Source organism: Bradyrhizobium sp. MI1.7, assembly GCF_055811795.1.
The window spans coordinates 149,005-171,735 of record NZ_JBVVPO010000008.1; the positions used below are offsets into that span (position 1 = coordinate 149,005).

Consider the following 22,731-nt stretch of genomic DNA (forward strand, 5'->3'; position numbering starts at 1 on the left):
CCTGTCGTCGATTGCTTTCGCGATGCGACACCGCACGCCATCAGCAGCGGCTGGACCGCTTGGACTCCATGTCGCGCCCGGGTTCTGACTTGGCCGCGCTGAGCGCCGCGGCCAGCTCGTCGATATGGTAGGGTTTCGGCAGAATCTGCAGACCCGCCAATTCGGCGTCTTGAACCGCGGCTTCGGAGTATCCGCTGGTCAGAAGCACGGGGATGTCGCTTCGCCTTCTCTTGATCTCCCGCGCCAGCTCGACCCCATTCATGCCGCCGGGCATCATGATATCGGAAAAGACGAGGTCGACGGCGCGGCCGTCGGCCAGGGCACCGAGCGCGGCCGCGCCACTCGCCGCGTGCGTGACCTCGTAACCGAGCTGGCCCAGCATCTCGCTCACCAGCGCGGCAACCTCGTCATCGTCTTCGACCAGAAGGATGCGGCCATGATTGCTCTTCTTCGGCCGCACCATGTTGAGATCGATCAGGTGTCGCTCCCTGGAAGGAGTGCTGAGCGATCGCGGCAAATAGAGTTCGATGCTGGAGCCTCGGCCGACTTCCGATCGAATGCGGACCGTCCCCCGCGACTGCGTCGCGAATCCATGGACCTGGGCGAGCCCGAGCCCCGAGCCCTTTCCGACCTCCTTGGTCGTGAAGAATGGTTCGAAAACGCGTGACAGGATCTCCGGACTCATGCCGACACCGGTATCGACGACGGACAGGCGCACATAGTCTCCGGCGATCTGCTCGTCATTCAGATCGGGCAGATTTTCCCCGCGCACGAGAATCGTGCCGCCATTGGGCATGGCGTCGCGGGCGTTGACGGCGAGGTTGAGGATCACGAGTTCGAGCTCGCCGGGATCGACCTCCACCGGCCAGAGCGTGTCCGGAAAATCGAACTCGACGTGGACGTCGCCTCTCAGGCTTCGATCGAGCAGTTCGCGCATGCCGCCCATCTGTGAGGCGACGTCGACAGGCTCCGGCCGGAGCGTCTGCCGGCGGGAGAACGCGAGAAGCTGCCTGGTCAGGCTGGCCCCGCGCTGGGCGGCCTGGACCATCCCGTCCATGAGCCGGCGACGACGGTCCGGATCGGTCTGGCGGTCGAGCATGTCGAGGCCGCCGGAGATCACCATCAGCAGATTGTTGAAGTCGTGCGCCACCCCGCCGGTCAGCTGTCCGATGGCTTCGATCTTCTGGGCTTGCCGAAGCGTCTCCTCGACCCGGGCCCGCTCGTCGATCTCGACGCGCAGTTGCTCGACGGCTTCCGCAAGGGCCCGCGTGCGCTCGACCACCAGCGTCTCGAGCTCCTGAGCCGCCTGTTCGCGCGCCGCAAACAGGGCCCGGATTTCATATTGGCGCCGCCGCGCGCGCAGTGCCGATTGAACGGCGCTGGTCAGCGTCATTGGCTGAACCGGCCGCTCGAGCAGCGAGACGTTACGGAGAAGCGCGACAATGCTGCGGCGCCAGGCGAGGACGGCCGGCTGCTCGCGATGGCTGGTCAGGACGACGAAGGGCAGGTCGGACCAGGGCGGCTGGCTCTCGATCCATTGTGCCAGCGGCGAGGTGTCTTTCCCGAACAGAGCTTCCTCGGCAAGGAAAACGGCGCCGACGCCGGCTGCCATCTCGCTGACGAGTTCGGGCAGATTGCGGCAGCTGGTCGCTTCCAGGTGCGAACTCCGAAACAACTCAACGGAGGCAAGTCCGTCGCGCCCGATCGGAGCAAAGACGAGAACATGGTGATCTCGCTCAACGCTCATTCAACCGACCCTTCGGGCTTAGGTGCCCCGGTATAATGCGGATTGCCGGAAAAGATGCCGCTGAACTCCCTCAGGGGCGGGCCGAGCGTGATGCCGGCGCTGCTAAGCCGAAATTCCCGGATGGTATGCTCGTGTCGGCCGCTGCGCTTCTTGACGACAGACAGAGCGCGCCGCACCGTTCCGCCGACCTCGAAATAGCGCAGCATGACCACGGAATCGCTGAGATAGCTGATGTCGAGAGGCGTATCCATCGGACCGACGAGGCCATGCTGGGCGAGGACCAGGATGGTCAGCACACCCTGCTGCCCCAGGTAGCTCAAGAGTTCGTGCATCTGCAGGATGAGAAATCGCTCGTCGGGCATCGCGGCCAGATAACCGTTCAGACTGTCGATGATGACGAGACGGGCATTGTCGGCCTCGACGCTCTTTCGCACGTTTGCGGCGAACTCACCCGGCGACAGCTCGGCGGGATCGATCTGCTGAAACCGGACAAGCCCCGAATCGACGTGTTCTTGCAGGTGCAGGCCAAGTGTCCGGGCGCGCGCTTCGACCGTGCCGCGGCCTTCATCGAACGCGAAGAACACCGCGTGCTCGCCACGTTCGGCCGCCGCGATCGCGTAGGTGAGCGCAACCGATGATTTGCCCACGCCGGCGGCGCCGATGAGCAGCGCGTTGGTGCCGCGCTCGAGGCCGCCTCCCAGGAGCTGGTCGAGCTCGGCGTTGCCGCTCGGGGTGAAGTCGCCGACGAAGGTCTTGTGATGTTCGGCCGCCACCAGGCGGGGGAATATCTGCAGGCCGCCTCGCTCGATCGTGAAATCGTGAAACCCGCCGCGAAACCGGATGCCGCGCATCTTGATCACGCGGAGCCGGCGCCGCTCGGCGCCGTAATCGATCGCGACCTGTTCGAGCATCACCACGCCGTGCGCAATGGAATGGAGCTGCAAATCGTCCTGAGATGACGAAAGATCGTCGAGCAGGACCACTGTGCAATTGCGGTTGGTGAAAAAATGTTTCAGGGCCAGCACCTGGCGCCTGTAACGAAGCGGGTTCTGGGCAAGCAGGCGCAGTTCGGACAGGCTGTCGAGCACGACGCGGTTGGGATTGACCCGCTCGACTTCCCTGAAGATCAGGCCGGTCGTCTCGCTCAGCTCCATTTCGGCGGGATGAAACACCGTGAGCTCGCGCTCCGGATCGAGCGTCGTCTCCGGCGGAACCAGTTCGAAGATGTCGATGCCGTCCAGCGTCCAGCCGTGCCGCTGCGCCACGACGTCCAGCTCGCGCTTGGTTTCGGACAGCGAAATATAGAGCACGCGCTCTCCGTTCCGCACCCCCCTCAGCAGGAACTGAAGCGCGATGGTGGTCTTGCCCGTGCCGGGCTGCCCCTCGTAGAGATACATCCGGTTGGCGTCGAAGCCGCCACCCAGGATGTCGTCCAGCCCGGCGCTGCCGGTCGATATTCTGGACAGCTCTCGGGGCGCACTGTCCGTAACAGTGCTGGATGGACTGCTCATTGATCCCCTTTGACGCTTCGAGAGAAGGGCGCCACCGCCCCTGCGCGAGTCCCAGGGCTCGCGCCCGGTTAAGCCGAACGGCCTTGGAACGAACTCTCAGATCGGCGACGGGTTCCCTGCTGATGGGGTGGCGGTCGGCCCTGATCACGGCGCCGATCCAGCCCGAAGACGGTATCGCATCGCCATTCGCGGGACGGAGAAGGTCGGGAGCCGGATGTCACTGAAGCCGATGATGCCATCGTGCTCCTGTGTTGCCCGACGGGTCAACCGACCCTCAGTTCGCGACCCGGCGCGTCAAGCGTTCGCAGTCAAGTCGCTGCTTGATCTGAATCAAACAGGCGGATGACAGCCGCACCATAAGGCGACTCTAGGGACTGGTGACATGTTGGTGTGCGCAATGAGTCCGACCTGGTACGTCACCTTCGAAGTGCAACGGCGAGGCGTTCTGCCGAGACAACGAAGTCCGCGCGAGACGAAGACCTTCGCGACTGAACATGAAGCCAAGCTGTTTGCGCGCGCCAAGCGCGATGAGGGACTTTCCGTCTTTGCAGGCACGATCAACCCGCACCTGCCGAAGCGGGTGATCCCATCCTCCGGCATCGGCGCGTGGCTTGCTGACGAACAGGACGGTGCTGGAGCGCACGGCACTTCAAAGACTGACTAAGCACTCTTCTGTGCACAGCGATGGCGCTTGGGTGTTGCCATTTTGATACGAGCCCAAAATCCCCTCGCGCGTAAACTTCAGGATGTTCGCAAGCTTTATGCACGCCAGCCTGCATTAGGGCTCGCTTCTGACGAAAGAAATTTGAGCAAAGGGGACGAAACGATGAAGAAAAAGCTTTCGATCGCGGCGATCGGCTTCGCTGCGCTGAGCATGGCGGCTCCGGCCATGGCGGCCGATATGGCCGTCAAGGCGCCGCCGCCGGCACCGGTGGTGGCGGTTTACAACTGGACCGGATTTTACATCGGCGCCAACGGAGGCTGGGGGCAGAGCCACGGTTGCGTCGATTTGATAACGCCCGCAGGCAACGTCGCAAGTGGTTGCGCCGATCGCTCCGGAGGCCTCGTCGGTGGACAGATCGGGTATCGCTGGCAGACCAATCAGTTCGTGCTCGGCCTGGAAGCTCAGGGTGATTGGGCCGAGATCAAGAACACACGCGTCAGCGTGATCGATCCGTTTATCTCGACCACGGGCAAGACCGATGCGATCGGGCTGTTCACGGCTCAGCTCGGTTGGGCATGGAACGCCTCACTGCTCTACGTGAAGGGCGGCGCCGCCGTGACGCGCAATCGCTTTGACATCTTCAACAACGTCACAGGCGTCGGCCTCGCCTCGGCAGGTCACACGCGCTGGGGCGGTGCCCTGGGTGTTGGCTGGGAGTATGGCTTCAGCCCGAACTGGACGGTCGGTGTCGAATACGACCACCTCTGGATGGGGCGTGACAACACCTCCTTCGCAGGCGTGGTCACACCCGGTGGGTTCACCCTCACCGGCAGCGGTGTCACCCAGGATATCGACATGGTCACGGTTCGCGTGAACTATCGCTTCGGCGGTTACGGCGCGGCGCGCTATTGATCCAAAGTCCTCCCAGTGAACTCAGGCCCCGGCATCGACCGGGGCCTTTTTCATGGGGAGCGAAAGCAAACGCGCGGATGTCCGGCATCAATTCCTGCGGTTATGTTTGCCAGTAATGATGAGGCACCGGAGGAGGCCTTGCGTCGCCTCCATTTGATTTGTTGATTTTGGTTCGGACCGAACGCGTCCAGTCGTATGGTGGCGCAGTCGAGGTGGGAATCCCGGGAGGATGCCATCTGCTCCTGTTTTGCCCGACGGCGCAACCGGCACGCCGTAGTCCGTAGCCCGGATGGAGCGTAGCGCAATCCGGGAATCCTCGCATCAGATGCGCTTTCCCGGACTTCGCTGCGCTCCATCCGGGTTACGTCTGTTTCCTCGGATGCATCAACGACTTCACTGACGTCACCGATCACGAGCCCGACAATCCCCGTCTACTGTGCATGGGGTTGTTTTCGCAATTTTAGTTTGGAGAGGGCGCTACCCCGCGCCGAGCGCGACCGCGACGTTGTAGGTCAGAAGGCTCGCGGCATAAGCCAGCACCAGCATGTAGAAGAAGGTCACGGCCATCCAGGTCCAGCTGCCGGTCTCGCGCCGGATCACCGCGAGCGTGGATGCGCATTGCGGGGCGAAGATGTACCAGGCCAGCATCGACAGCGCGGTGGCGAGCGACCATTTCGTCGCCAGCACCTGGCCGATCTGCTCGGCCGCTTCCTTGCCGCCTTCGATCGCATAGACGGTGCCGAGGGCTGCGACCGCGACCTCGCGCGCCGCCATGCCCGGGATCAGCGCGACCGCGATCTGCCAGTTGAAGCCGACGGGGGCCAGCAGCGGCTCGAGCGCCTTGCCGATGATCGCGGCGAGGCTGAAGTCGATCGCGGGTTCGGTGGCGCCCGCGGGCGGCTGCGGGAACGAGGCCAGAAACCAGATCAGCACCATCATCGAGAAGATCGTGGTGCCGGCGCGATGCAGGAACATTTTCGCCCGCGTGTAGACGCCGATCGCGATCGATTTCAGCCGCGGCATCTTGTAGTCCGGCAGCTCCAGCATGAACGGCGCCGGCGCATAGTCGCGCAGCATGAAGAACTTGATCAGGAACGAGACGACCAGCGCGCTTGTGATGCCGGCGGCGTAGAGGCCGAACATCACGAGGCCCTGGAGGTTGATGAAGCCCCAGACGTCCCTGGCCGGAATGAAGGCAGAGATGATCAGCGTGTAGACGGGAATGCGCGCCGAGCAGGTCATCAGCGGCGCGATCAGGATCGTGGTCAGCCGGTCGCGCTTGTTGTCGATCACGCGCGTCGCCATGATGCCGGGAATGGCGCAGGCAAAGCTCGACAGCAGCGGAATGAAGGCGCGGCCGTGCAGGCCGGCGCCGCCCATGATGCGGTCCATCAGGAACGCGGCGCGCGCCATGTAGCCGAAGTCTTCCAGCAGCAGGATGAACAGGAAGATGATGATGATCTGCGGCAGGAACACGATGACGCTGCCGACGCCAGATATCACGCCGTTCTGAAGGAAGCTCTGCAGCAGGCCGGCGGGCAGGGTGGCGTGCACGAATTCGCCGAGCGCGTCGAAGCCGTTGTTGAGCAGGTCCATCAGCGGCTGTGCCCAGGCGAACACCGCCTGGAACATCACGAACAGGATGAGAGCGAGCACGATCAGGCCGCCGACCGGATGCAGCACGACCGCATCGATCCGCGCGGTCCAGGTGTCGGGTCTAGCAGGCAGGCTGACGCAGTCGGCGATGATGCGGTCGGCCTCGCGCTGGGTGGCGCGCAGCTCGGCGACGCTGAGCGCGCTCCAGCTGTTCTCCCGCGGCTCCGCGGCGAGTTTCGCCGAGATCTCGTCCGTCAGCGCCAACAGGTCGGCCGTGCCGCTCTTGCGCACCGCGATCGAGGTGACCACGGGCACGCCGAGCTCCTTGGCGAGCCGCTCCACGTCGACGGTGATGCCGCGGCGGCTCGCGATGTCGAACATGTTGAGCACGAGGATCATCGGCCGGCCGGTGCGCTTCAGCTCCAGCAGCAGGCGGATGGTCAGGCGCAGATTGGTCGAGTCGGCCACGCACAGCACGAGGTCGGGCACGGTTTCGCCGGACGCCTTGCCGAGCACGAAGTCACGAGTGATCTCCTCGTCCGGGCTGCGGCCGCGCAGCGAGTAGGTGCCGGGCAGGTCGACCACCGAGACCTGGCGTCCCAGGGGCGTGACGAAGAAGCCTTCCTTGCGCTCGACGGTGACGCCGGGATAGTTCGCGACCTTCTGTCGGCTGCCGGTCAGCGCGTTGAACAGCGACGTCTTGCCGCTGTTCGGCGTGCCCACCAGGGCGAGATGCAGCAGAGGAGCTTCCATGGGATCAGATTTCCGGTCGCTATCTAGGCGACAATGATGGCCATGGCTTCACGACGGCGGACCGCAATCGTGATGTTGTCGACACGGACGGCGATCGGGTCGCGCCCGACCAGGCCCTCGTGCAGGACCTCGACCCGGGCGCCCTCGACGAAGCCGAGCTCGATCAGCCGGCTCTCGAGCTCGATGTCCGAGAGCGCGGAGCCCGCATCCCCGGCGGAAAGGTGTTGGATGATGCCGATATAGCCGCGCTGGGCCAGGCCCAGCGGTATCCGCGAACGCGTGTCATTGGTGTCGGTCATGCCCTGTATTTTCAACGCAGGGCAGTGAGGTCAAGCGCGCGGGTCGGCTGAAACTGCACCTTAGAGTGATTTTAAAGTGCAGAACCGTGAGGCGCCGTTGGGGGACGCCCAACGGCTACTGGGCCGGGACCTTTTCCGGCTGGATGGCGGCCATGGCGCGGCTCTTGAAGTAGTCGAGGACGAACAGGCGGATCGCCGAGGACAGATTGCCCTGCTGGCGGTTGCCGTCGATCTCGCCGACCAGCTCGGACAGCGTCATGTTGCGCAGGCCCGAGATCTCCTTCATGCCGTTCCAGAACGCCTCTTCCAGGCTGACGCTGGTCTTGTGGCCGGCGACCACGATCGACCGTTTCACCACGGGCGACTTCATGACTGATCCTCGCGATCGATCTGATGCTGGTCCAGATGCGCCTTCGCCTGGTCCGCGCGTGTCTCCTCCGCCGACCGCTCCGCCTTCGTGCGGCCGAACTTCGCCCGGTTGACGTCCGCCTGCTTCGCCGTGGCTTCCCGCTCGGCGCGCTTCCTGAAACGATTCAGGTTGATGACGTTCCCCATGCCGCGTCTCCATCATCCGCTCCTCTTCTGGCAGGATGAAACATTCAGAAACTGGGTGCCGTGTTGCGCCCTATGAGACTTGATCGCCATTCGCTCGTCCTCGTCAATTGGCCCCTCGGGCCATCAAACGATGAATTAGCCCCGTCAAAGGGCAGAGAGGCCTGCGTAGCACGCCGCCTCGCCACAACATTGACGGTAATCAAATCCCGGCCCTTAGGCCTTATATTTATGAGCCCCAGGGCACCGTATCATTACGGATGACTATCGGAATTCGGAATTCATCCAGGCCGCGTCATTTTCTCCGGCTGCACCAGCCGGTCGAACTCGTCGGCCGAGACGAAGCCGAGCCGCAGCGCCTCCTCCTTCAGCGTGGTGCCGTTGGCATGCGCGGTCTTCGCCACCTTGGCGGCGTTGTCATAGCCGATCTTCGGGGCGAGCGCGGTCACCAGCATCAGCGAGCGCTGCATCAGCTCCCTGATGCGCTTTTCGTCGGCGCGGATGCCGCTGACGCAATGTTCAGTGAAGGAGCGCGCGGCGTCCGCCATCAGCCGGATCGAGTGCAGCATGTTGTAGGCGAGCACGGGCTTGTAGACGTTGAGCTCGAAATGGCCCTGGCTGCCGGCGACTGTGATCGCAGTGTGATTGCCGAACACCTGGCAGCACACCATCGTCATCGCCTCGCACTGCGTCGGGTTGACCTTGCCGGGCATGATCGAGGAGCCCGGCTCGTTCTCCGGCAGGATCAGCTCGCCGAGGCCCGAGCGCGGGCCCGATCCGAGCAGGCGGATGTCGTTGGCGATCTTGAACAGGCCTGTCGCGACGGAATTGATGGCGCCGTGCGCCAGCACATAGGCGTCGTTCGAGGCCAGCGCCTCGAATTTGTTGGCGGCGCTGGTGAAGGGCAGCTTCGTAATCCCAGTAACGTGCTTTGCGAACAGTCTTGCGAAGCGCGGCTTGGAGTTGAGGCCGGTGCCGACGGCGGTGCCGCCCTGGGCCAGCGGATAGAGGTCCTTCACCGCGACCTTGAGGCGGGCGATGCCGCTTTCGACCTGCGCGGCGTAGCCGGAAAATTCCTGGCCGAGCGTCAGCGGCGTGGCGTCCTGGGTGTGTGTCCGCCCGATCTTGACGATTTTTGCGAACTCCTTCTCCTTCTTGCGGAGCGCGCGCAGCAGCTCGCCGAGGGCAGGGACGAGATCGGCATTGATGCGGCTTGCGGCCGCGATGTGCATCGCGGTCGGGAACGAGTCGTTCGACGACTGGCTCATGTTGACGTGATCGTTGGGATGCACCGGCTTCTTGGCGCCGAGCTCGCCACCGAGCAGCTCATTGGCGCGGTTGGCGATGACCTCGTTGAGATTCATGTTGCTCTGCGTGCCCGAGCCGGTCTGCCACACGACAAGCGGGAAATGATCGTCCAGCTTGCCCTCGATCACCTCGCGCGCGGCGCGGATGATGGCGTTGGCCCGGCGCTGGTCGAGCAGGCCGAGCGCGAGGTTGGATTGTGCGGCGGCGAGCTTGACGATGCCGAGCGCATGCACGAGCTCGATCGGCATGCGGTCGATGCCGATGCGGAAATTCTGGCGCGAGCGTTCGGTCTGCGCCCCCCAATAGCGATCGGCGGGGACCTCGATGGGACCGAAACTGTCGGTCTCGGTGCGGCTGGCGGGGCGGGCAGTCTTCGAGCGAGCAGTCTTCGAGCGAGCAGTCTTGGCCATGAGCACATCCATTCTGCGGCACGGAATGCCGTGCAGCCTCTTCATGTGCTCTTCTATATCGGCAGTTTGGCCGGGCGCGACCGTTTCGCGCCCAACCTAGATCATTTCTTGCGGAAACGATCGAGCCGCACCACCTCGGCGCCGCCCTGGTTCGGGGCGGTCGGCTCCTCGGCACTTTCGGCCGGCTCACTGGCAGGCGCGGGCACTGCGACGGCCGACGGCGCGGGAGCGGCCGGCAATGTCTCGGATGAGACCTCGGCGACATCGGAGGTGTCGAACTGGAGGCCGAACTTCACGGACGGATCGAGGAAGCTCTTGATCGCGCTGAACGGCACGATCAGCCGCTCCGGAATGCCGCCGAAGGACAGGCCGACCTCGAAACGGTCCTCGAGCACGGTCAGATCCCAGAACTGGTGCTGGAGGATGATCGTCATCTCTTCCGGGTATTGCGCCAGGAGCCGCGACGACAGCTTCACGCCCTCGGCCTTCGACACGAAGGTGATGAAGAAATGGTGCTCGCCCGGCAGTCCATGGGACGCGGCATCGGTCAGCACCTTCCGCAGCACGCCGCGCAGCGCGTCGCGGGCCAGCACATCGTATCGGATATGATCGGTCGCCATGGTGGTCCTGTTGCATTCCAGGAGTTGGGCCCTGCCGGCCCGACTCGCCAAGCCGCAATAGTACCGCGCCTGACGGGTCAGCAGGAGTCCCCGCCGGGAAGGAAATAAAAATAAGAGGTAAGTGGAGGCTTCTGTTGCCAGGTGCCTCCGAACCCCGCCTAACGGAGCTTAACCCGTTAGGACTTTAAGATGGTCTTTCAAACTGCGTTACGCAGCCTGAGCAACCGGAGCAAAGTTGTCGTTGGCAACTATTGCAGTAGCCCGATAACGGCGGAACAATACCGGGAAAAAGCACGCCCTTTACGCCCTCGTCGATCCTATTTCGCCCCCGCCAAAACCCGCTCTGGGTGAGCCCGCTGGTGGGCTTTGGTGGAGGCGCCGGGTACCGCCCCCGGGTCCGAATGGTTTATTGCGACGACCGTTTATTTCCATAGCCGGCGAACCGGCACCCCCAATATAGGGGGCAAAGGTTTCAAATGACAGGTGTTTCGAGCGGCGATCCCACGGTTCCCTTTGGATAGGTTCCGGCCGGGCCTCGGTATGATCTTGGCCCTGGGACGGCCAGCGTTCTAAGCTCCTGACATGTCCACGGATTCAGCACCGGCCGCCCAAGAGCCGGACCATCCAGCCGCCCACGCTCCTCCGCCCGGCCTCGTCGCGCTGTTCCTGGCCTTCGCCCGGATGTCGCTGGCCGGCTTCGGCGGGGTCCTGGTGTTTGCCCGCCACGCCATCGTCGATCAGCACCGCTGGATGACGGCGGACGAGTTCAACGAGACCTTTGCGCTCTGCCATTTCCTGCCCGGGCCCAACATCGTCAACCTGTCGATGGTGTTCGGGTCGCGGCTGCGCGGCATCGCCGGCGGCGTTGCCGCCTTTACCGGGCTGTTGCTGCCGCCGACGGTGATCATGACCGTGCTTGCGATCATCTACGCCCGGTTCGGCGATGTGGAGGTGCTGCGCCGGATCCTCGCGGGCATCTCCTGCGCGGCGGTCGGGCTGCTGATCGCGGTGGTCTTTCGCATGATGATGCCCCTGCTCAAGCGGATGGACGTCGTCGTGCTCATTCTCATGCTCGGCGTGTTCGTTGCGATCGGCGTGCTTCGCCTGCCGCTCCAGGCGGTGCTGCTGGTCGCGATTCCAATCAGTATCGGCGTCACATATTGGGTGCGGCGGAAGGTAGCAGCATGAACAGCGAAAACCCGATCTGGGCGCTGATCTCCACCTTTGGTCTAATGTCGCTGTTCGCAGTCGGCGGCGCTGCGGCGGCGGTACCGGAGATGCACCGCATCGCGGTCGACGTGCATCACTGGATGACCGAGAAGCAGTTCGCCGACGCCTATGCGATCGCACAGCTCTCGCCAGGTCCGAACGTGCTTATCGTCACGTTAATCGGCTATGCCGTCGCCGGCATCCCCGGCGCGCTGGCGGCGACGCTGGCGATGTGCCTGCCAACGGCGCTGCTTGCCTATTATGTCAGCCGTCTGCTGAGCCGGCCCAGCCAATCCCGCTGGCCCGCCTTGATTCAGACTGCACTGGTTCCGCTATCGATTGGATTGATGGCAGCCAGCGCCCTGATCCTGGCCCAGTCGACCGATCGCACCTTTGCTGCGCTGCTTCTGACCGCGGCGGTTGCAGTGCTCGCGTCCGTCTCGCGCATCAATCCACTCTGGCTTCTGCTCGCCGGAGGCCTGATTGGTTTTGCTGGCATTGTGTAATGAAAATCGCTAGGCAGTGATCCGGGCGGGGGATCCTTTTCCAGCCGATTAGAACAACAGTGCTCGTGACTTAGGAGTCGCGGAGGAGACAAGCATGGCCGACACGATGGGCCACTCGGCGACTGCCACCCGAAACACCTCGGTGGCGATCGGCTTCTGCCTGCTGGCGATCGCGCCGCAGATTTTCGAATTCATCTGGTCGATCGGGACGATCTTCGGCTGGGGTGCCGGGCGCGGCCCACTGCAGGTCGTAACCGGCCATGCGACGGCGCTGCTCGCCGGCGCGCCCAGTGCAATATTCGGATCGTTCGGTGCCGGCACCAAGAAGGCATCATCCGATGTGCTGCTGGCCCTGATCTATTCCTATCCACTGTTTGCAGTGGCGATCCTCACGCTGTTCATGACGATCCGGTCGGCGCAGGATTATGTCGGCGGCGTCATCCTGATGGCGCTCGCCCTGTTCGCGCTGTGGGCGTCGAGCGATCTGCAGGGCATGCGCGGCTTCTCCTTCGGCGCCGGCACGGCACCGCGGATGTTCGGTGGATTGCTGGTGGCCTTGTCGGCCGGCATCGCCTTGACCGGCCTTCTGACCGATGGGCCGGCGATGGCCCATTATTCCTGGCGCGGGCCGCTGTTCGTGATGGTCGCGATCCTGTTTTTCGCGCTGGCGATCCGGCCGCTCGGCCTCGTGGTCACGGCCTTCGTGAGCTTCATGATTGCAGCGCTGGGCTCGCATGAGACGCGCTGGCTGGAGGCCGCCATCGTCGGCGCCTGCCTGACGCTCGGCTGCGCAATCCTGTTCCCGTACGTGCTCGGGTTGCCGATGCCGATGTTCCCGCGTTTCCTGGTTCAGTGAGGGTGTAATGGAGCTCTTTGCCAACCTCGCTCACGGTTTTGCCGTCGCGTTCTCTCCGATCAACCTGCTGATGTGCCTGATCGGCGCCCTCGTGGGCACGCTGGTCGGCGTGTTGCCGGGCATCGGCACCATCGCGACGGTCGCGATGCTGCTGCCGATCACTTTCGGCCTGCCGCCGGTCGGCGCGCTGATCATGCTCGCCGGCATCTATTACGGCGCCCAGTATGGCGGCTCGACCACGTCGATCCTGGTCAACATACCCGGTGAGGCGACCTCGGTCGTCACCGCCATCGACGGCCACCAGATGGCCAAGCAGGGCCGCGCCGGCCCGGCGCTGGCGATCGCCGCGATCGGCTCGTTCTTCGCCGGCTGCGTTGCGACCGTCTTGATCGCCGTCCTCGGCGCGCCGCTCACGAAGCTCGCGCTGGCGTTCGGTCCGGCCGAGTATTTCTCGCTGATGGTGCTCGGCCTGATCTTCGCGGTGGTGCTGGCCAAAGGCTCGGTGCTGAAGGCGATCGCGATGATCGTGTTCGGCCTGCTGCTCTCGATCGTCGGCTCGGACATCGAGACCGGCGCCTCGCGCATGGCCTTCAACATTCCGGAGCTCGCCGACGGCCTCGGCTTCGCGACGGTGGCGATGGGTGTATTCGGCTTCGCCGAGATCATCCGCAATCTCGACGCCGGCGCCGAGATGAATCGCGATCTCGTGCAGCAGAAGATCACCGGCCTGATGCCGACAAGGAAAGACCTGACCGACTCGGCGCCTGCGATCCTGCGCGGCACGGTGCTCGGCTCGATCCTCGGCATTCTGCCGGGCGGCGGCGCGGTCATCGCGTCGTTTGCCGCCTATACACTCGAGAAGAAGCTCGCCAAGAACCCGTCGCGGTTCGGCCGCGGCGCGATCGAGGGCGTGGCGGGGCCGGAAAGCGCCAACAACGCTGCGGCGCAGACATCGTTCATTCCGCTGCTGACGCTCGGCATCCCGCCGAACGCGGTGATGGCGTTGATGGTCGGCGCGATGACCATCCATGGCATCGTGCCGGGCCCGCAGGTCATGCAGAAGCAGCCGGATCTGGTCTGGGGCATGATCGCCTCGATGTGGATCGGCAATCTGATGCTGATCATCATCAACCTGCCGCTCGTCGGAATCTGGGTGCGGCTGCTGCGCGTGCCTTACCGGCTGATGTTCCCCTCGATCGTGATCTTCTGCGCGATCGGCATCTACTCGGTGAACAACGCACCGGTCGACGTCATCCTCGCGGGCGTCTTCGGTCTGGTCGGCTACTGGCTGATCAAGCACGATTTCGAGCCGGCGCCGCTGCTGCTCGGCATGGTGCTCGGACCGCTGATGGAAGAGAACCTGCGTCGTGCGCTGCTGATCTCGCGCGGCGACTGGAGCGTGTTCCTGACGCGTCCGTTGTCGGCGGTGCTGCTGGCGATCGCGGCGTTTCTGCTGATCCTCACGGTCCTGCCCGTGCTGCGCGCCAAGCGCGATGAGGTGTTCACCGAATCCGAGAACTGACCGCGCCTGCGTCGTCGCGGCGCCCTGCGTCCGCACGCCGCATTCGGAAGTCCAATCGACTTGTGTGACCGCTTCGTGAAATGAAAATGCCGGCCCTGTGGCCGGCATTTTTGTTTTACGTCCGAGGGGATCGAGATGACTTCCATTCGCGCGCTTGCGGGCGCATGTGCTGCGGCGTTCGCATCGTTGTGCGGCTTTGTCGCACCGGCGGAGGCGCAGACCTATCCGACGCGCAGCATCACCATGATCGTGCCGTTCGCGGCCGGCGGACCGACCGACGTGATTTCGCGCATCGTCACCGGGCACATGGCGCAGACGCTCGGACAGAGCATCATCATCGAGAACGTGGTCGGCGCCGGCGGCACCACCGCGACCACGCGCGCTGCGCGCGCGGCCAATGACGGCTATACGCTCATTACCGGGCATATGGGCACGCATGCCGCCTCCGTGCCGCTCTATCCGAAACTCGCCTACCACCCGGAAAAGGATTTTGAGCCGGTCGCGCTGCTCGCGGGCACGCCGATCCTGATCCTGGCGCGCAAGGACTTTCCGCCGAAAGACCTCAAGGAGTTCGTCGCCTACTTGAAAGCGAACGCCGAGAAGGTCAACGCCGCGCATGCCGGCGTCGGCTCGGTCTCGCACGTCTCCTGCGAGCTCCTGCACTCGATCCTCGACGTCAAGCCGGTCGGCGTGCCCTTCAACGGCACGGGCCCCGCGATGAATGCGCTGGTGGCCGGACAGGTCGATTACATGTGCGACCAGATCGTCAATGCGGTGCCGCAGATCAATGCCGGCACCATCAAGGCCTATGCGATCGCGACGGCCGAGCGCAATCCGTCGCTGCCGAACGTGCCGACGACGGCGGAGGCTGGCCTGCCTGCCTTCCAGGCCCAGGCCTGGAACGCGATGTTCGCGCCGAAGGGAACCTCGCCCGCGATCATCGCGAGCCTGAATGCCGCCGCCATCAAGGCGCTCGACGACGAGACGGTGAAGAAGCGCCTGCTCGAGCTCGGCAGCGTCATTCCGGGGCCCAAGGACCGGACGCCGGAGGCGCTGGCGACCCTCGTCAAGAACGAGATCGCGAAGTGGACCCCGGTGCTCAAGCCGGCAACTTAACGAGCACTTTCAAGCCGATAGGCGAGGGGCGGGACGCAAGTTCCGCCTCTTGTTGTTTGCACCGGGAACAGTCACTTTTCGGGGTATAATGGGCTTAAACAGCGAATCGCTGCTGTCGTAGCGCGGGGCGCGCCGTTAAGTTCGCCGCCTCCCCAAAGGCTCAATGGCACATGCACCAGTATCAGGACCTGCTCGAGCGGATTCTTTCAGACGGCGCCGAGAAGACCGACCGGACCGGCACCGGCACGCTGTCGGTGTTCGGCCATCAGATGCGCTTCAACCTGTCTGCCGGCTTCCCGATGCTGACCACCAAGCGGCTGCCGCTGAAGGCGATCGTGCATGAGCTGTTGTGGTTCCTGAAGGGCGACACCAACATCAAATATCTGCGCGACAACGGCGTCACCATCTGGGACGAGTGGGCCGATGCCAATGGCGATCTCGGGCCGGTCTACGGCCGTCAATGGCGTTCCTGGCCCACGGCCGACGGGCGCAGCATCGACCAGATCGCCAATGTCATCGACATGATCAAGCGCACCCCGGACTCGCGCCGGCTGATCGTCACCGCCTGGAATCCCGCCGACGTCGAGAAGATGGCGCTGCCGCCCTGCCACCTGCTGTTCCAGTTCTATGTCGCCAACGGCAAATTGTCGTGCCAGCTCTATCAGCGCTCGGCCGACGTCTTCCTCGGCGTGCCCTTCAACATCGCTTCCTACGCGCTGCTCACCATGATGGTGGCGCAGGTCACGGGATTGAAGCCCGGCGACTTCGTCCACTCGCTCGGCGACACCCATCTCTATTCCAATCACCTGGAGCAGGCGCGGCTCCAGCTCACGCGCGCGCCGCGGACGCTGCCGGTGATGCGGATCAATCCCGATGTGAAGGACATCTTCTCCTTCCGCTACGAGGATTTCGAGCTCGTCGGCTACGACCCGCATCCGCACATCAAGGCGGAAGTCGCGGTCTAACGCAGATGTCGTTGACCATCCGCCGCGTGCGCGCCGGTGAAGCCGGGCTGGTTCTTGCTCTCATCCGCGAGCTTGCCGAATACGAAAAGCTTTCGCACGAAGTCGAGGCGACCGAGGCGATGATTGCGGAAGCGCTGTTCGGCGAGCGTCCGCAGCTCTATTGCGCCATTGCCGAGTGGAACGGCGAGCCCGTCGGCTTTGCGGTCTGGTTCGTCAATTTCTCTACTTTCAGCGGCCGTCACGGCATCTATCTCGAAGATCTCTATGTGCGGCCGTCGCATCGGGGCAAGGGCCTCGGCAAGGCGCTGCTGGTCTATCTCGCCAGGGAGTGCGTCGACAACGGCTGGTCGCGGCTGCAATGGGCGGTGCTCGACTGGAACGCGCCGTCGATCGCGTTCTACAAATCGCTCGGCGCCGTCATGATGGACGACTGGACGCTGTGCCGCGTCACCGGCCCCGCGCTGACACGACTTGCAGGGAGCGCGTCCTGATGGAGATCATCTTCGTCGTAGCGATCGCGGAGAACGGCGTCATCGGCGCCGGCAACGGGTTCCCGTGGCGATTGAAATCCGACATGGCGCGCTTCAAGGCGCTCACGATCGGCAAGCCCGTGATCATGGGCCGCAGGACCTTCGAAACCCTGCGCCGGCCGCTTCCTGGCCGTACCAACATCGTCATCACGCGCGATGCGGATTATCGCGCCAATGGCGCCATCGTCACGACATCGGCTGCCGATGCGGGCGCGGTTGCGCTTGGCGATGCCCTGCGGCGTTCGGTCGCCGAGATCGCGGTGATCGGTGGCGCCGAGATCTACCGGCAATGGCTCGATCGCGCCGATCGCCTCGAAATCACCGAAGTGCATGCGCGCCCCGAAGGCGACACGCATTTCGACATCGACAAGGCAGAGTGGGATGAGGTTGAGCGCATCCGGCATCCTGCCGGACCCGACGACAGCGCCGACTACTCCTATGTGACATATCGTCGGCGGGCGGGCAATTAACCGCATTCGTCAATGTTTACATTGACTTTTTCGTGCCCGAGCATAGCTCGAGGGACAGCCCGGGCCGCGTTGTAAGGGACTTGCCTGTCCCCTATAAAGCCGGACCGGACAAAGCGGGCGGGGGCGATTTTCACCCTGCCGAGGAGAGCGTCGAATGCCGTGGAAGAATCAGGGCGGTGGCCCATGGGGCTCGGGTCCGAAGGGACCATGGGGCAACGGCCCGCAACCGGTCGGGCCAAGGCCGCCGGATCTGGAAGACCTTCTGCGGCGCGGCCAGGACCGCCTCCAGCAGATCATGCCGGGCGGCTATTTCTCCGGCATCGGCATCACGCTGATCGTCCTGCTCATCATCGCGTTCTGGCTGCTGTCGGGCTTCTTCCGGGTGCAATCCGAAGAGCTCGGCGTCGTGCTGCGCTTCGGCAAACATGTCCGCACCGTGCAGCCGGGTCTGAACTATCATCTGCCCTATCCGATCGAAACCGTGCTGCTGCCGAAGGCGTTGCGCGTCAACACGATCTCCATCGGCATGACGCTGATCGACGATCCGGCGCGACGCGGCCGCTCCATTCGTGACGTGCCGGAAGAGAGCCTGATGCTGACCGGCGACGAGAACATCGTCGACGTCGACTTCACCGTGCTCTGGCGCATCAAGCCGGACGGCGTCGGCGACTTCCTCTTCAACATCCAGAATCCCGAAGGCACCGTGAAGGCGGTCTCCGAGAGCGCGATGCGCGAGGTGATCGGCCGCTCGCAGATCCAGCCGATCCTGACCGGTGCGCGCAACGTCACTGAACAGGGCGTGCAGGAGTTGATCCAGAGGACTTTGGACAGCTACGGCGCCGGTATTCTCATCAGCCAGGTGCAGATGCAGAAGGTCGACCCGCCGGCGCAGGTGATCGACGCGTTCCGCGACGTCCAGGCGGCGCGCGCCAATCTCGAGCAGTTGCAGAACGAGGCGCAGACCTACGCCAACCAGGTCGTGCCGCAGGCACGCGGACGTGCGGCGCAGATCACGCAGGCCGCCGAAGGCTACAGGGAGCAGACGGTCGCCGAGGCCAAGGGCCAGAGCTCGCGCTTCCTGAAGGTTTACGAGGAATACAAGAAGGCGCCCGACGTGACGCGTGAACGGATCTATCTGGAGACGATGGAGCGCGTGCTCGGCGGCGCCGACAAGCTCGTCTATGACGGCGGCCCCTCGGGCCAGGGCGTCGTGCCCTATCTGCCGCTCAGTGAGTTGACAACCAAGCGGCCGCCTACCACCGGTCAGCAGTCGAGCGGAGGCAACCGATGAGGTCTCCGGTCACAGGTATCGTCACGCTGCTCGCCCTCCTGCTCGTCGTGATCGTCGGCTACATGTCGCTGTTCACGGTGCAACAGACCGAGCAGACCATCGTGCTGCAGTTCGGCCGTCCCGTCGACGTCGTCACCGCGCCCGGCCTGCACTTCAAGGCGCCGTGGAATTCGGTGATCAACATCGACAAGCGGATCCTCGATCTGGAGAACCCGTCGCAGGAAGCGATCGCGTCCGACCAGAAGCGGCTCGTGGTCGACGCCTTCGCGCGTTACCGCATCAAGGACGCGCTGCGCTTCTACCAGAGCGTCGGCTCGATCCAGGCTGCCAACATCCAGCTCACCACGCTGCTGAACGCGGCGCTGCGCCGCGTGCTCGGCGAGGTCACCTTCATCAACGTGGTGCGCGACGACCGCGAGAAGCTGATGCAGCGCATCCGCGACCAGCTCGATCGCGAGGCCGACGGCTACGGTATCCAGGTCGTCGACGTCCGGATCCGCCGCGCCGACCTGCCGGAGCAGAACAGCCAGGCGGTCTACCAGCGCATGAAGACCGAGCGCGAGCGCGAAGCCGCCGAGTTCCGTGCGCAGGGCGGCCAGAAGGCACAGGAGATCCGCTCCAAGGCCGACCGCGAGGCGACCGTGATCGAGGCGGAAGCCAAATCGCAGGCCGAGCAGATCCGCGGCGTCGGCGACGCCGAGCGCAACCGCCTGTTCGCGGAAGCCTACGGCAAGGACGCCGACTTCTTCGCCTTCTACCGGTCGATGACAGCCTATGAGAACGGGCTGCGCGCGAACGACACCCGCTTCCTGCTGCGGCCGGACTCGGATTTCTTCCGGTTCTTTGGTAACCCGTCCGGCAAGACGGCGACCGAGACGCCGGCGAAGCCGTGAGCCAGACAGAGGGCGGCAGTTCTGCCGCCCTTCGTCCAGACAAGAACAGCACTACGGGAGGTTCCATTCCGATGAGGTCCATTGCGTTCGCCGACTTCCTCATCGGCTTAGGCATCCTGTTCGTGCTGGAAGGCTTGATGTTCGCGGCAAGTCCGAACTGGATGCGCAAGGCCATGAAAAGCGCCATCGCCACGCCGGACAATATCCTGCGGGCGGTTGGGATCGGTTCGGCCGTGGCCGGCCTGGTCTTGATCTGGGTTATGCGCCGTCCGATTTAGGCGTCACGCCAACGCCAAAGTGAAGGCGAGAGACTGGTTTTCGCCGTATTATCCGGGTCTTGAGGCCCGTTAAGCTCCGCGCTTGCGCCGTCCCCCCGTTCGAGCGCAGTCTTGGAGGCGAATCCTTGGCGCCTGATCCTTTTCTCTGGAGATACCAATGACCGCTGCCACCATTGCCCCGACCCGCTTGCGCTTAGGGCTGGCCGCGCTCGCCGTCAGTGCATTCAGCGCGTTCGGCACGCCGGCCCTTGCGCGTGGCCCGGACGGGATCGCCGACGTCGCCGAGAAGGTGATCGACGCGGTCGTCAACATCTCGACCTCGCAGACCGTCGAAGCCAAGGGCGGCGGCGGCGGCAGCAACACCATGCCGCAACTGCCGCCCGGCTCGCCCTTCGAGGAGTTCTTCGACGACTTCTTCAAGAACCGCCGCGGCCCCGGCGGCGGCAGCAAGGGCGGCGAGCGCGGTGACAACCCGCCCCGCAAGACCAACTCGCTCGGCTCCGGCTTCATCATCGACACCGCTGGCGTCGTCGTCACCAACAACCACGTCATCGCGGACGCCGACGAGATCAACGTCATCCTCAACGACGGCACCAAGATCAAGGCCGACCTGGTTGGCGTCGACAAGAAGACCGACCTCGCCGTGCTGAAGATCAAGCCGCCGAAGCCGCTGGTGGCAGTAAAGTTCGGCGACTCCGACAAGCTGCGCCTCGGCGACTGGGTGATTGCGATCGGCAATCCGTTCAGCCTCGGCGGCACGGTGACGGCCGGTATCGTCTCGGCCAAGAACCGCGACATCTCCTCGGGGCCGTATGACAGCTATATCCAGACCGACGCCTCCATCAACCGCGGCAATTCCGGCGGTCCGCTGTTCAACCTCGATGGCGACGTCATCGGCGTCAACACGCTGATCATCTCGCCCTCCGGCGGTTCGATCGGCATCGGCTTTGCGGTGCCATCGAAGACGGTTGTCGCCGTGGTCGACCAGCTCCGCCAGTTCGGCGAACTGCGCCGCGGCTGGCTCGGCGTGCGCATCCAGAGCGTCACCGACGAGATCGCCGAGAGCCTCAACATCAAGCCCGCGCGCGGCGCGCTGGTCGCCGGCGTCGATGACAAGGGCCCGGCCAAGCCCGCCGGCATCGAGCCCGGCGACGTCGTCGTCAAGTTCGACGGCAAGGACGTCAAGGATCCCAAGGATCTCTCCCGCGTCGTCGCCGACACGGCGGTCGGCAAGGAAGTCGATGTCGTCGTCATCCGCAAGGGCCAGGAGGAGACCAAGAAGGTCACGCTCGGCCGTCTCCAGGATCCCGACAAGGTGCAGGCCGCGGTCAAGACCGACGAGCCGGCGCCCGAGAAGCCGGTGACGCAGAAGGCGCTCGGTCTCGATCTTGCCGCGCTCAGCAAGGATTTGCGCACGCGCTACAAGATCAAGGACAGCGTCAAGGGCGTGGTCGTCACCAATGTCGACGCCAATTCGGACGCTGCCGAGAAGCGCCTCTCCGCCGGCGACGTCATCGTCGAGGTTGCGCAGGAGGCCGTCTCCAGCGGCGCCGACATCCAGAAGCGGGTCGACCAGCTCAAGAAGGACGGCAAGAAGTCCGTGCTGCTGCTCGTCTCCAACGCCGACGGCGAATTGCGGTTTGTGGCGCTGAGCGTGCAGTAGTCGCGGTTCAATCCAGTAGGGTGGGCAAAGCGAAGCGTGCCCACCATCTTTCCACCATTGCGACAAGAGTGGTGGGCACGGCGCAAGTGCGCCTTTGCCCACCCTACGGCCGCTGGGCGTGCCGCAAGTGCTGACGACGGGAGAGGCTAAGCCTCCACGAACTCGTCCCGCCGATACCCCTGAGCATAGAGCAGCGCGGTGAGATCGCCATGGTCGATCCGCGCGGCAGCCGCAGCCGCGACCGCTGGCTTGGCGTGATACGCCACGCCCAGTCCCGCCGCCTGGATCATCGCGAGATCGTTGGCGCCATCGCCGACCACGACCGAGTCGATGTCGTCGAGATCGAACGACTCCATCAGGTCCACCAGCGTCGCGAGTTTTGCCGCGCGGCCCAAAATCGGCTCCTTGACCTCGCCGGTGAACTTGCCGTCGCGGACGACGAGCTCGTTGGCGCGGTTCTCCTGGAAGCCGATTTTTGCGGCGACCGCGCGCGTGAACAGCGTGAAGCCGCCGGAGACGAGACAGGCATAGGCGCCGTGGGCGCGCATGGTCGCGACCAGTTCGCGGCCGCCCGGCGTCAACGTGATGCGCTTGGCCAGCACCTCGTCGACCACGCTGGCGGGAAGGTCCTTCAGCAGCGCGACGCGCTCGCGCAGCGCCGGCTCGAACTCGATCTCGCCGCGCATCGCGCGTTCCGTGATGGCCGCCACGTGGGCCTTCATCCCGACGAGATCGGCGAGCTCGTCGATGCATTCCTGGCCGATCATGGTGGAATCCATGTCGGCGAGAAAAAGCTTCTTGCGCCGGAAGCCGACTGGCTGCACCACGATGTCGATGGGAAGGTCGCCGCGAAGCTCGCGCAACCGCTGTTCGATGGCGTGACGGTCGCCTTGGAGGTTATCCTGCGCGCCGAAGGGAATGTCGACCGCAACCCCGTCGAACAGCCAGTGCGCAGGTTGCGCCTGGGGCAGCACGGCGCGGGCGCCGTCGACGATGGTGCTGTCGAGCGCGGGATTGTCGGGATTGCAGATCAGCGTGGCGACGAGGGACATTTGAGGTT

The 22,731-nt window shown here is 64.4% G+C and carries 23 protein-coding genes and 1 other RNA gene; 14 read left to right on the forward strand and 10 right to left on the reverse strand.

The annotated features are described in order from the left end of the window. Positions 1-40 precede the first annotated feature (40 nt). Both AC0L3X_RS11175 and AC0L3X_RS11180 read right to left on the reverse strand, forming a co-directional pair. Positions 41-1,747 carry a response regulator gene (locus AC0L3X_RS11175; protein ID WP_473316395.1) on the reverse strand — a complete coding sequence of 569 codons (1,707 nt, stop codon included), beginning with the start codon at positions 1,745-1,747 and terminating at the stop codon, positions 41-43. Beyond that, positions 1,744-3,258, reverse strand: coding sequence for an ATPase domain-containing protein (locus AC0L3X_RS11180; protein ID WP_473316396.1), 1,515 nt, complete (start codon positions 3,256-3,258; stop codon positions 1,744-1,746). Before AC0L3X_RS11180 ends, AC0L3X_RS11175 begins: the two co-directional genes overlap by 4 nt. A gap of 397 nt (positions 3,259-3,655) precedes the next feature. Between AC0L3X_RS11180 and AC0L3X_RS11185 the strand changes: the two genes are divergently transcribed. Continuing rightward, complete coding sequence (locus AC0L3X_RS11185) at positions 3,656-3,922, forward strand: hypothetical protein (RefSeq protein ID WP_063981607.1); 267 nt, start codon at positions 3,656-3,658, stop codon at positions 3,920-3,922. A 162-nt stretch (positions 3,923-4,084) separates the two neighbouring features. Then, complete coding sequence (locus AC0L3X_RS11190; protein WP_063981608.1) at positions 4,085-4,834, forward strand: outer membrane protein; 750 nt, start codon at positions 4,085-4,087, stop codon at positions 4,832-4,834. 477 nt (positions 4,835-5,311) lie between these two features. On the opposite strand, the gene feoB is transcribed toward AC0L3X_RS11190, so the two are convergent. The 7 genes from feoB to ssrA all read right to left on the reverse strand — a co-directional run bounded on the left by feoB (position 5,312) and on the right by ssrA (position 10,858). Then, positions 5,312-7,183 (reverse strand): ferrous iron transporter B, encoded by a 1,872-nt coding sequence (gene feoB / locus AC0L3X_RS11195; RefSeq protein WP_063981609.1) that lies wholly within the window; start codon positions 7,181-7,183, stop codon positions 5,312-5,314. 23 nt (positions 7,184-7,206) lie between these two features. Beyond that, a complete protein-coding gene (locus tag AC0L3X_RS11200) occupies positions 7,207-7,482 on the reverse strand; it encodes a FeoA family protein (RefSeq protein ID WP_473316398.1) in 276 nt (91 codons plus the stop codon). Between the two features lie 115 nt (positions 7,483-7,597). Further along, positions 7,598-7,852, reverse strand: a complete 255-nt coding sequence (locus tag AC0L3X_RS11205; RefSeq protein ID WP_014493044.1) for a ribbon-helix-helix domain-containing protein — start codon at positions 7,850-7,852, stop codon at positions 7,598-7,600. Further along, positions 7,849-8,037 carry a DUF4169 family protein gene (locus tag AC0L3X_RS11210; RefSeq protein ID WP_063981611.1) on the reverse strand — a complete coding sequence of 63 codons (189 nt, stop codon included), beginning with the start codon at positions 8,035-8,037 and terminating at the stop codon, positions 7,849-7,851. The genes AC0L3X_RS11205 and AC0L3X_RS11210 overlap by 4 nt, the downstream gene beginning before the upstream one ends. Positions 8,038-8,315: 278 nt before the next feature. Beyond that, positions 8,316-9,764 carry a class II fumarate hydratase gene (gene fumC / locus AC0L3X_RS11215; RefSeq protein ID WP_028156440.1) on the reverse strand — a complete coding sequence of 483 codons (1,449 nt, stop codon included), beginning with the start codon at positions 9,762-9,764 and terminating at the stop codon, positions 8,316-8,318. 89 nt (positions 9,765-9,853) lie between these two features. Continuing rightward, the gene (locus tag AC0L3X_RS11220; RefSeq protein ID WP_063981612.1) at positions 9,854-10,372 is read right to left on the reverse strand and encodes an SspB family protein; all 519 of its coding nucleotides are present in this window, start codon (positions 10,370-10,372) and stop codon (positions 9,854-9,856) included. 120 nt (positions 10,373-10,492) lie between these two features. Beyond that, positions 10,493-10,858: a transfer-messenger RNA gene (ssrA, locus tag AC0L3X_RS11225) on the reverse strand. A gap of 96 nt (positions 10,859-10,954) precedes the next feature. On the opposite strand from ssrA, the gene AC0L3X_RS11230 reads away from it, so the two are divergent. The 12 genes from AC0L3X_RS11230 to AC0L3X_RS11285 all read left to right on the forward strand — a co-directional run bounded on the left by AC0L3X_RS11230 (position 10,955) and on the right by AC0L3X_RS11285 (position 21,671). After that, a complete protein-coding gene (locus AC0L3X_RS11230) occupies positions 10,955-11,560 on the forward strand; it encodes a chromate transporter (protein WP_063981613.1) in 606 nt (201 codons plus the stop codon). Next, entirely contained in the window at positions 11,557-12,087 is a 531-nt protein-coding gene (locus AC0L3X_RS11235) for a chromate transporter (RefSeq protein ID WP_063981614.1), read from the forward strand. Before AC0L3X_RS11230 ends, AC0L3X_RS11235 begins: the two co-directional genes overlap by 4 nt. Positions 12,088-12,181: 94 nt before the next feature. Beyond that, positions 12,182-12,943, forward strand: a complete 762-nt coding sequence (locus AC0L3X_RS11240) for a tripartite tricarboxylate transporter TctB family protein (RefSeq protein WP_063981615.1) — start codon at positions 12,182-12,184, stop codon at positions 12,941-12,943. Between the two features lie 7 nt (positions 12,944-12,950). Next, on the forward strand, positions 12,951-14,465 hold the full coding sequence (locus AC0L3X_RS11245) for a tripartite tricarboxylate transporter permease (RefSeq protein WP_028147708.1): 1,515 nt from the start codon (positions 12,951-12,953) through the stop codon (positions 14,463-14,465). Positions 14,466-14,600: 135 nt separating this feature from the next. Beyond that, positions 14,601-15,581 (forward strand): tripartite tricarboxylate transporter substrate binding protein BugD, encoded by a 981-nt coding sequence (locus tag AC0L3X_RS11250; RefSeq protein WP_063981616.1) that lies wholly within the window; start codon positions 14,601-14,603, stop codon positions 15,579-15,581. Between the two features lie 170 nt (positions 15,582-15,751). Next, the gene (locus tag AC0L3X_RS11255; RefSeq protein ID WP_063981617.1) at positions 15,752-16,546 is read left to right on the forward strand and encodes a thymidylate synthase; all 795 of its coding nucleotides are present in this window, start codon (positions 15,752-15,754) and stop codon (positions 16,544-16,546) included. Positions 16,547-16,551: 5 nt separating this feature from the next. Then, positions 16,552-17,037, forward strand: coding sequence for a GNAT family N-acetyltransferase (locus AC0L3X_RS11260; protein WP_063981618.1), 486 nt, complete (start codon positions 16,552-16,554; stop codon positions 17,035-17,037). Further along, a complete protein-coding gene (locus AC0L3X_RS11265; RefSeq protein WP_084794997.1) occupies positions 17,037-17,546 on the forward strand; it encodes a dihydrofolate reductase in 510 nt (169 codons plus the stop codon). The genes AC0L3X_RS11260 and AC0L3X_RS11265 overlap by 1 nt, the downstream gene beginning before the upstream one ends. A gap of 154 nt (positions 17,547-17,700) precedes the next feature. After that, the gene (hflK, locus tag AC0L3X_RS11270; protein ID WP_063981619.1) at positions 17,701-18,837 is read left to right on the forward strand and encodes an FtsH protease activity modulator HflK; all 1,137 of its coding nucleotides are present in this window, start codon (positions 17,701-17,703) and stop codon (positions 18,835-18,837) included. Continuing rightward, complete coding sequence (gene hflC / locus AC0L3X_RS11275) at positions 18,834-19,730, forward strand: protease modulator HflC (RefSeq protein WP_063981620.1); 897 nt, start codon at positions 18,834-18,836, stop codon at positions 19,728-19,730. Before hflK ends, hflC begins: the two co-directional genes overlap by 4 nt. A 71-nt stretch (positions 19,731-19,801) precedes the next feature. Continuing rightward, complete coding sequence (locus tag AC0L3X_RS11280; protein WP_025038031.1) at positions 19,802-20,008, forward strand: DUF2065 domain-containing protein; 207 nt, start codon at positions 19,802-19,804, stop codon at positions 20,006-20,008. A 157-nt stretch (positions 20,009-20,165) separates the two neighbouring features. Further along, complete coding sequence (locus AC0L3X_RS11285) at positions 20,166-21,671, forward strand: Do family serine endopeptidase (RefSeq protein ID WP_283017495.1); 1,506 nt, start codon at positions 20,166-20,168, stop codon at positions 21,669-21,671. A gap of 146 nt (positions 21,672-21,817) precedes the next feature. Here AC0L3X_RS11285 and serB read toward each other — a convergent pair whose 3' ends face one another. Further along, positions 21,818-22,723, reverse strand: a complete 906-nt coding sequence (gene serB / locus AC0L3X_RS11290; protein ID WP_063981622.1) for a phosphoserine phosphatase SerB — start codon at positions 22,721-22,723, stop codon at positions 21,818-21,820. Positions 22,724-22,731: the final 8 nt, after the last annotated feature.

Excerpts from the sequence above, each read along its gene's own strand:
- AC0L3X_RS11235 (WP_063981614.1), top strand. The coding sequence starts at position 11,557 with ATGAACAGCGAAAACCCGATCTGGGCGCTGATCTCCACCTTTGGTCTA.
- AC0L3X_RS11175 (WP_473316395.1), bottom strand. The coding sequence starts at position 1,747 with ATGAGCGTTGAGCGAGATCACCATGTTCTCGTCTTTGCTCCGATCGGG.
- AC0L3X_RS11260 (WP_063981618.1), top strand. The coding sequence starts at position 16,552 with ATGTCGTTGACCATCCGCCGCGTGCGCGCCGGTGAAGCCGGGCTGGTT.
- AC0L3X_RS11240 (WP_063981615.1), top strand. The coding sequence starts at position 12,182 with ATGGCCGACACGATGGGCCACTCGGCGACTGCCACCCGAAACACCTCG.
- AC0L3X_RS11185 (WP_063981607.1), top strand. The coding sequence starts at position 3,656 with ATGAGTCCGACCTGGTACGTCACCTTCGAAGTGCAACGGCGAGGCGTT.
- AC0L3X_RS11250 (WP_063981616.1), top strand. The coding sequence starts at position 14,601 with ATGACTTCCATTCGCGCGCTTGCGGGCGCATGTGCTGCGGCGTTCGCA.
- hflK (WP_063981619.1), top strand. The coding sequence starts at position 17,701 with ATGCCGTGGAAGAATCAGGGCGGTGGCCCATGGGGCTCGGGTCCGAAG.
- feoB (WP_063981609.1), bottom strand. The coding sequence starts at position 7,183 with ATGGAAGCTCCTCTGCTGCATCTCGCCCTGGTGGGCACGCCGAACAGC.
- AC0L3X_RS11205 (WP_014493044.1), bottom strand. The coding sequence starts at position 7,852 with ATGAAGTCGCCCGTGGTGAAACGGTCGATCGTGGTCGCCGGCCACAAG.
- fumC (WP_028156440.1), bottom strand. The coding sequence starts at position 9,764 with ATGGATGTGCTCATGGCCAAGACTGCTCGCTCGAAGACTGCTCGCTCG.
- AC0L3X_RS11190 (WP_063981608.1), top strand. The coding sequence starts at position 4,085 with ATGAAGAAAAAGCTTTCGATCGCGGCGATCGGCTTCGCTGCGCTGAGC.
- AC0L3X_RS11285 (WP_283017495.1), top strand. The coding sequence starts at position 20,166 with ATGACCGCTGCCACCATTGCCCCGACCCGCTTGCGCTTAGGGCTGGCC.
- AC0L3X_RS11255 (WP_063981617.1), top strand. The coding sequence starts at position 15,752 with ATGCACCAGTATCAGGACCTGCTCGAGCGGATTCTTTCAGACGGCGCC.
- serB (WP_063981622.1), bottom strand. The coding sequence starts at position 22,723 with ATGTCCCTCGTCGCCACGCTGATCTGCAATCCCGACAATCCCGCGCTC.
- AC0L3X_RS11280 (WP_025038031.1), top strand. The coding sequence starts at position 19,802 with ATGAGGTCCATTGCGTTCGCCGACTTCCTCATCGGCTTAGGCATCCTG.
- AC0L3X_RS11265 (WP_084794997.1), top strand. The coding sequence starts at position 17,037 with ATGGAGATCATCTTCGTCGTAGCGATCGCGGAGAACGGCGTCATCGGC.
- AC0L3X_RS11210 (WP_063981611.1), bottom strand. The coding sequence starts at position 8,037 with ATGGGGAACGTCATCAACCTGAATCGTTTCAGGAAGCGCGCCGAGCGG.
- AC0L3X_RS11220 (WP_063981612.1), bottom strand. The coding sequence starts at position 10,372 with ATGGCGACCGATCATATCCGATACGATGTGCTGGCCCGCGACGCGCTG.
- hflC (WP_063981620.1), top strand. The coding sequence starts at position 18,834 with ATGAGGTCTCCGGTCACAGGTATCGTCACGCTGCTCGCCCTCCTGCTC.
- AC0L3X_RS11200 (WP_473316398.1), bottom strand. The coding sequence starts at position 7,482 with ATGACCGACACCAATGACACGCGTTCGCGGATACCGCTGGGCCTGGCC.
- AC0L3X_RS11230 (WP_063981613.1), top strand. The coding sequence starts at position 10,955 with ATGTCCACGGATTCAGCACCGGCCGCCCAAGAGCCGGACCATCCAGCC.
- AC0L3X_RS11245 (WP_028147708.1), top strand. The coding sequence starts at position 12,951 with ATGGAGCTCTTTGCCAACCTCGCTCACGGTTTTGCCGTCGCGTTCTCT.
- AC0L3X_RS11180 (WP_473316396.1), bottom strand. The coding sequence starts at position 3,258 with ATGAGCAGTCCATCCAGCACTGTTACGGACAGTGCGCCCCGAGAGCTG.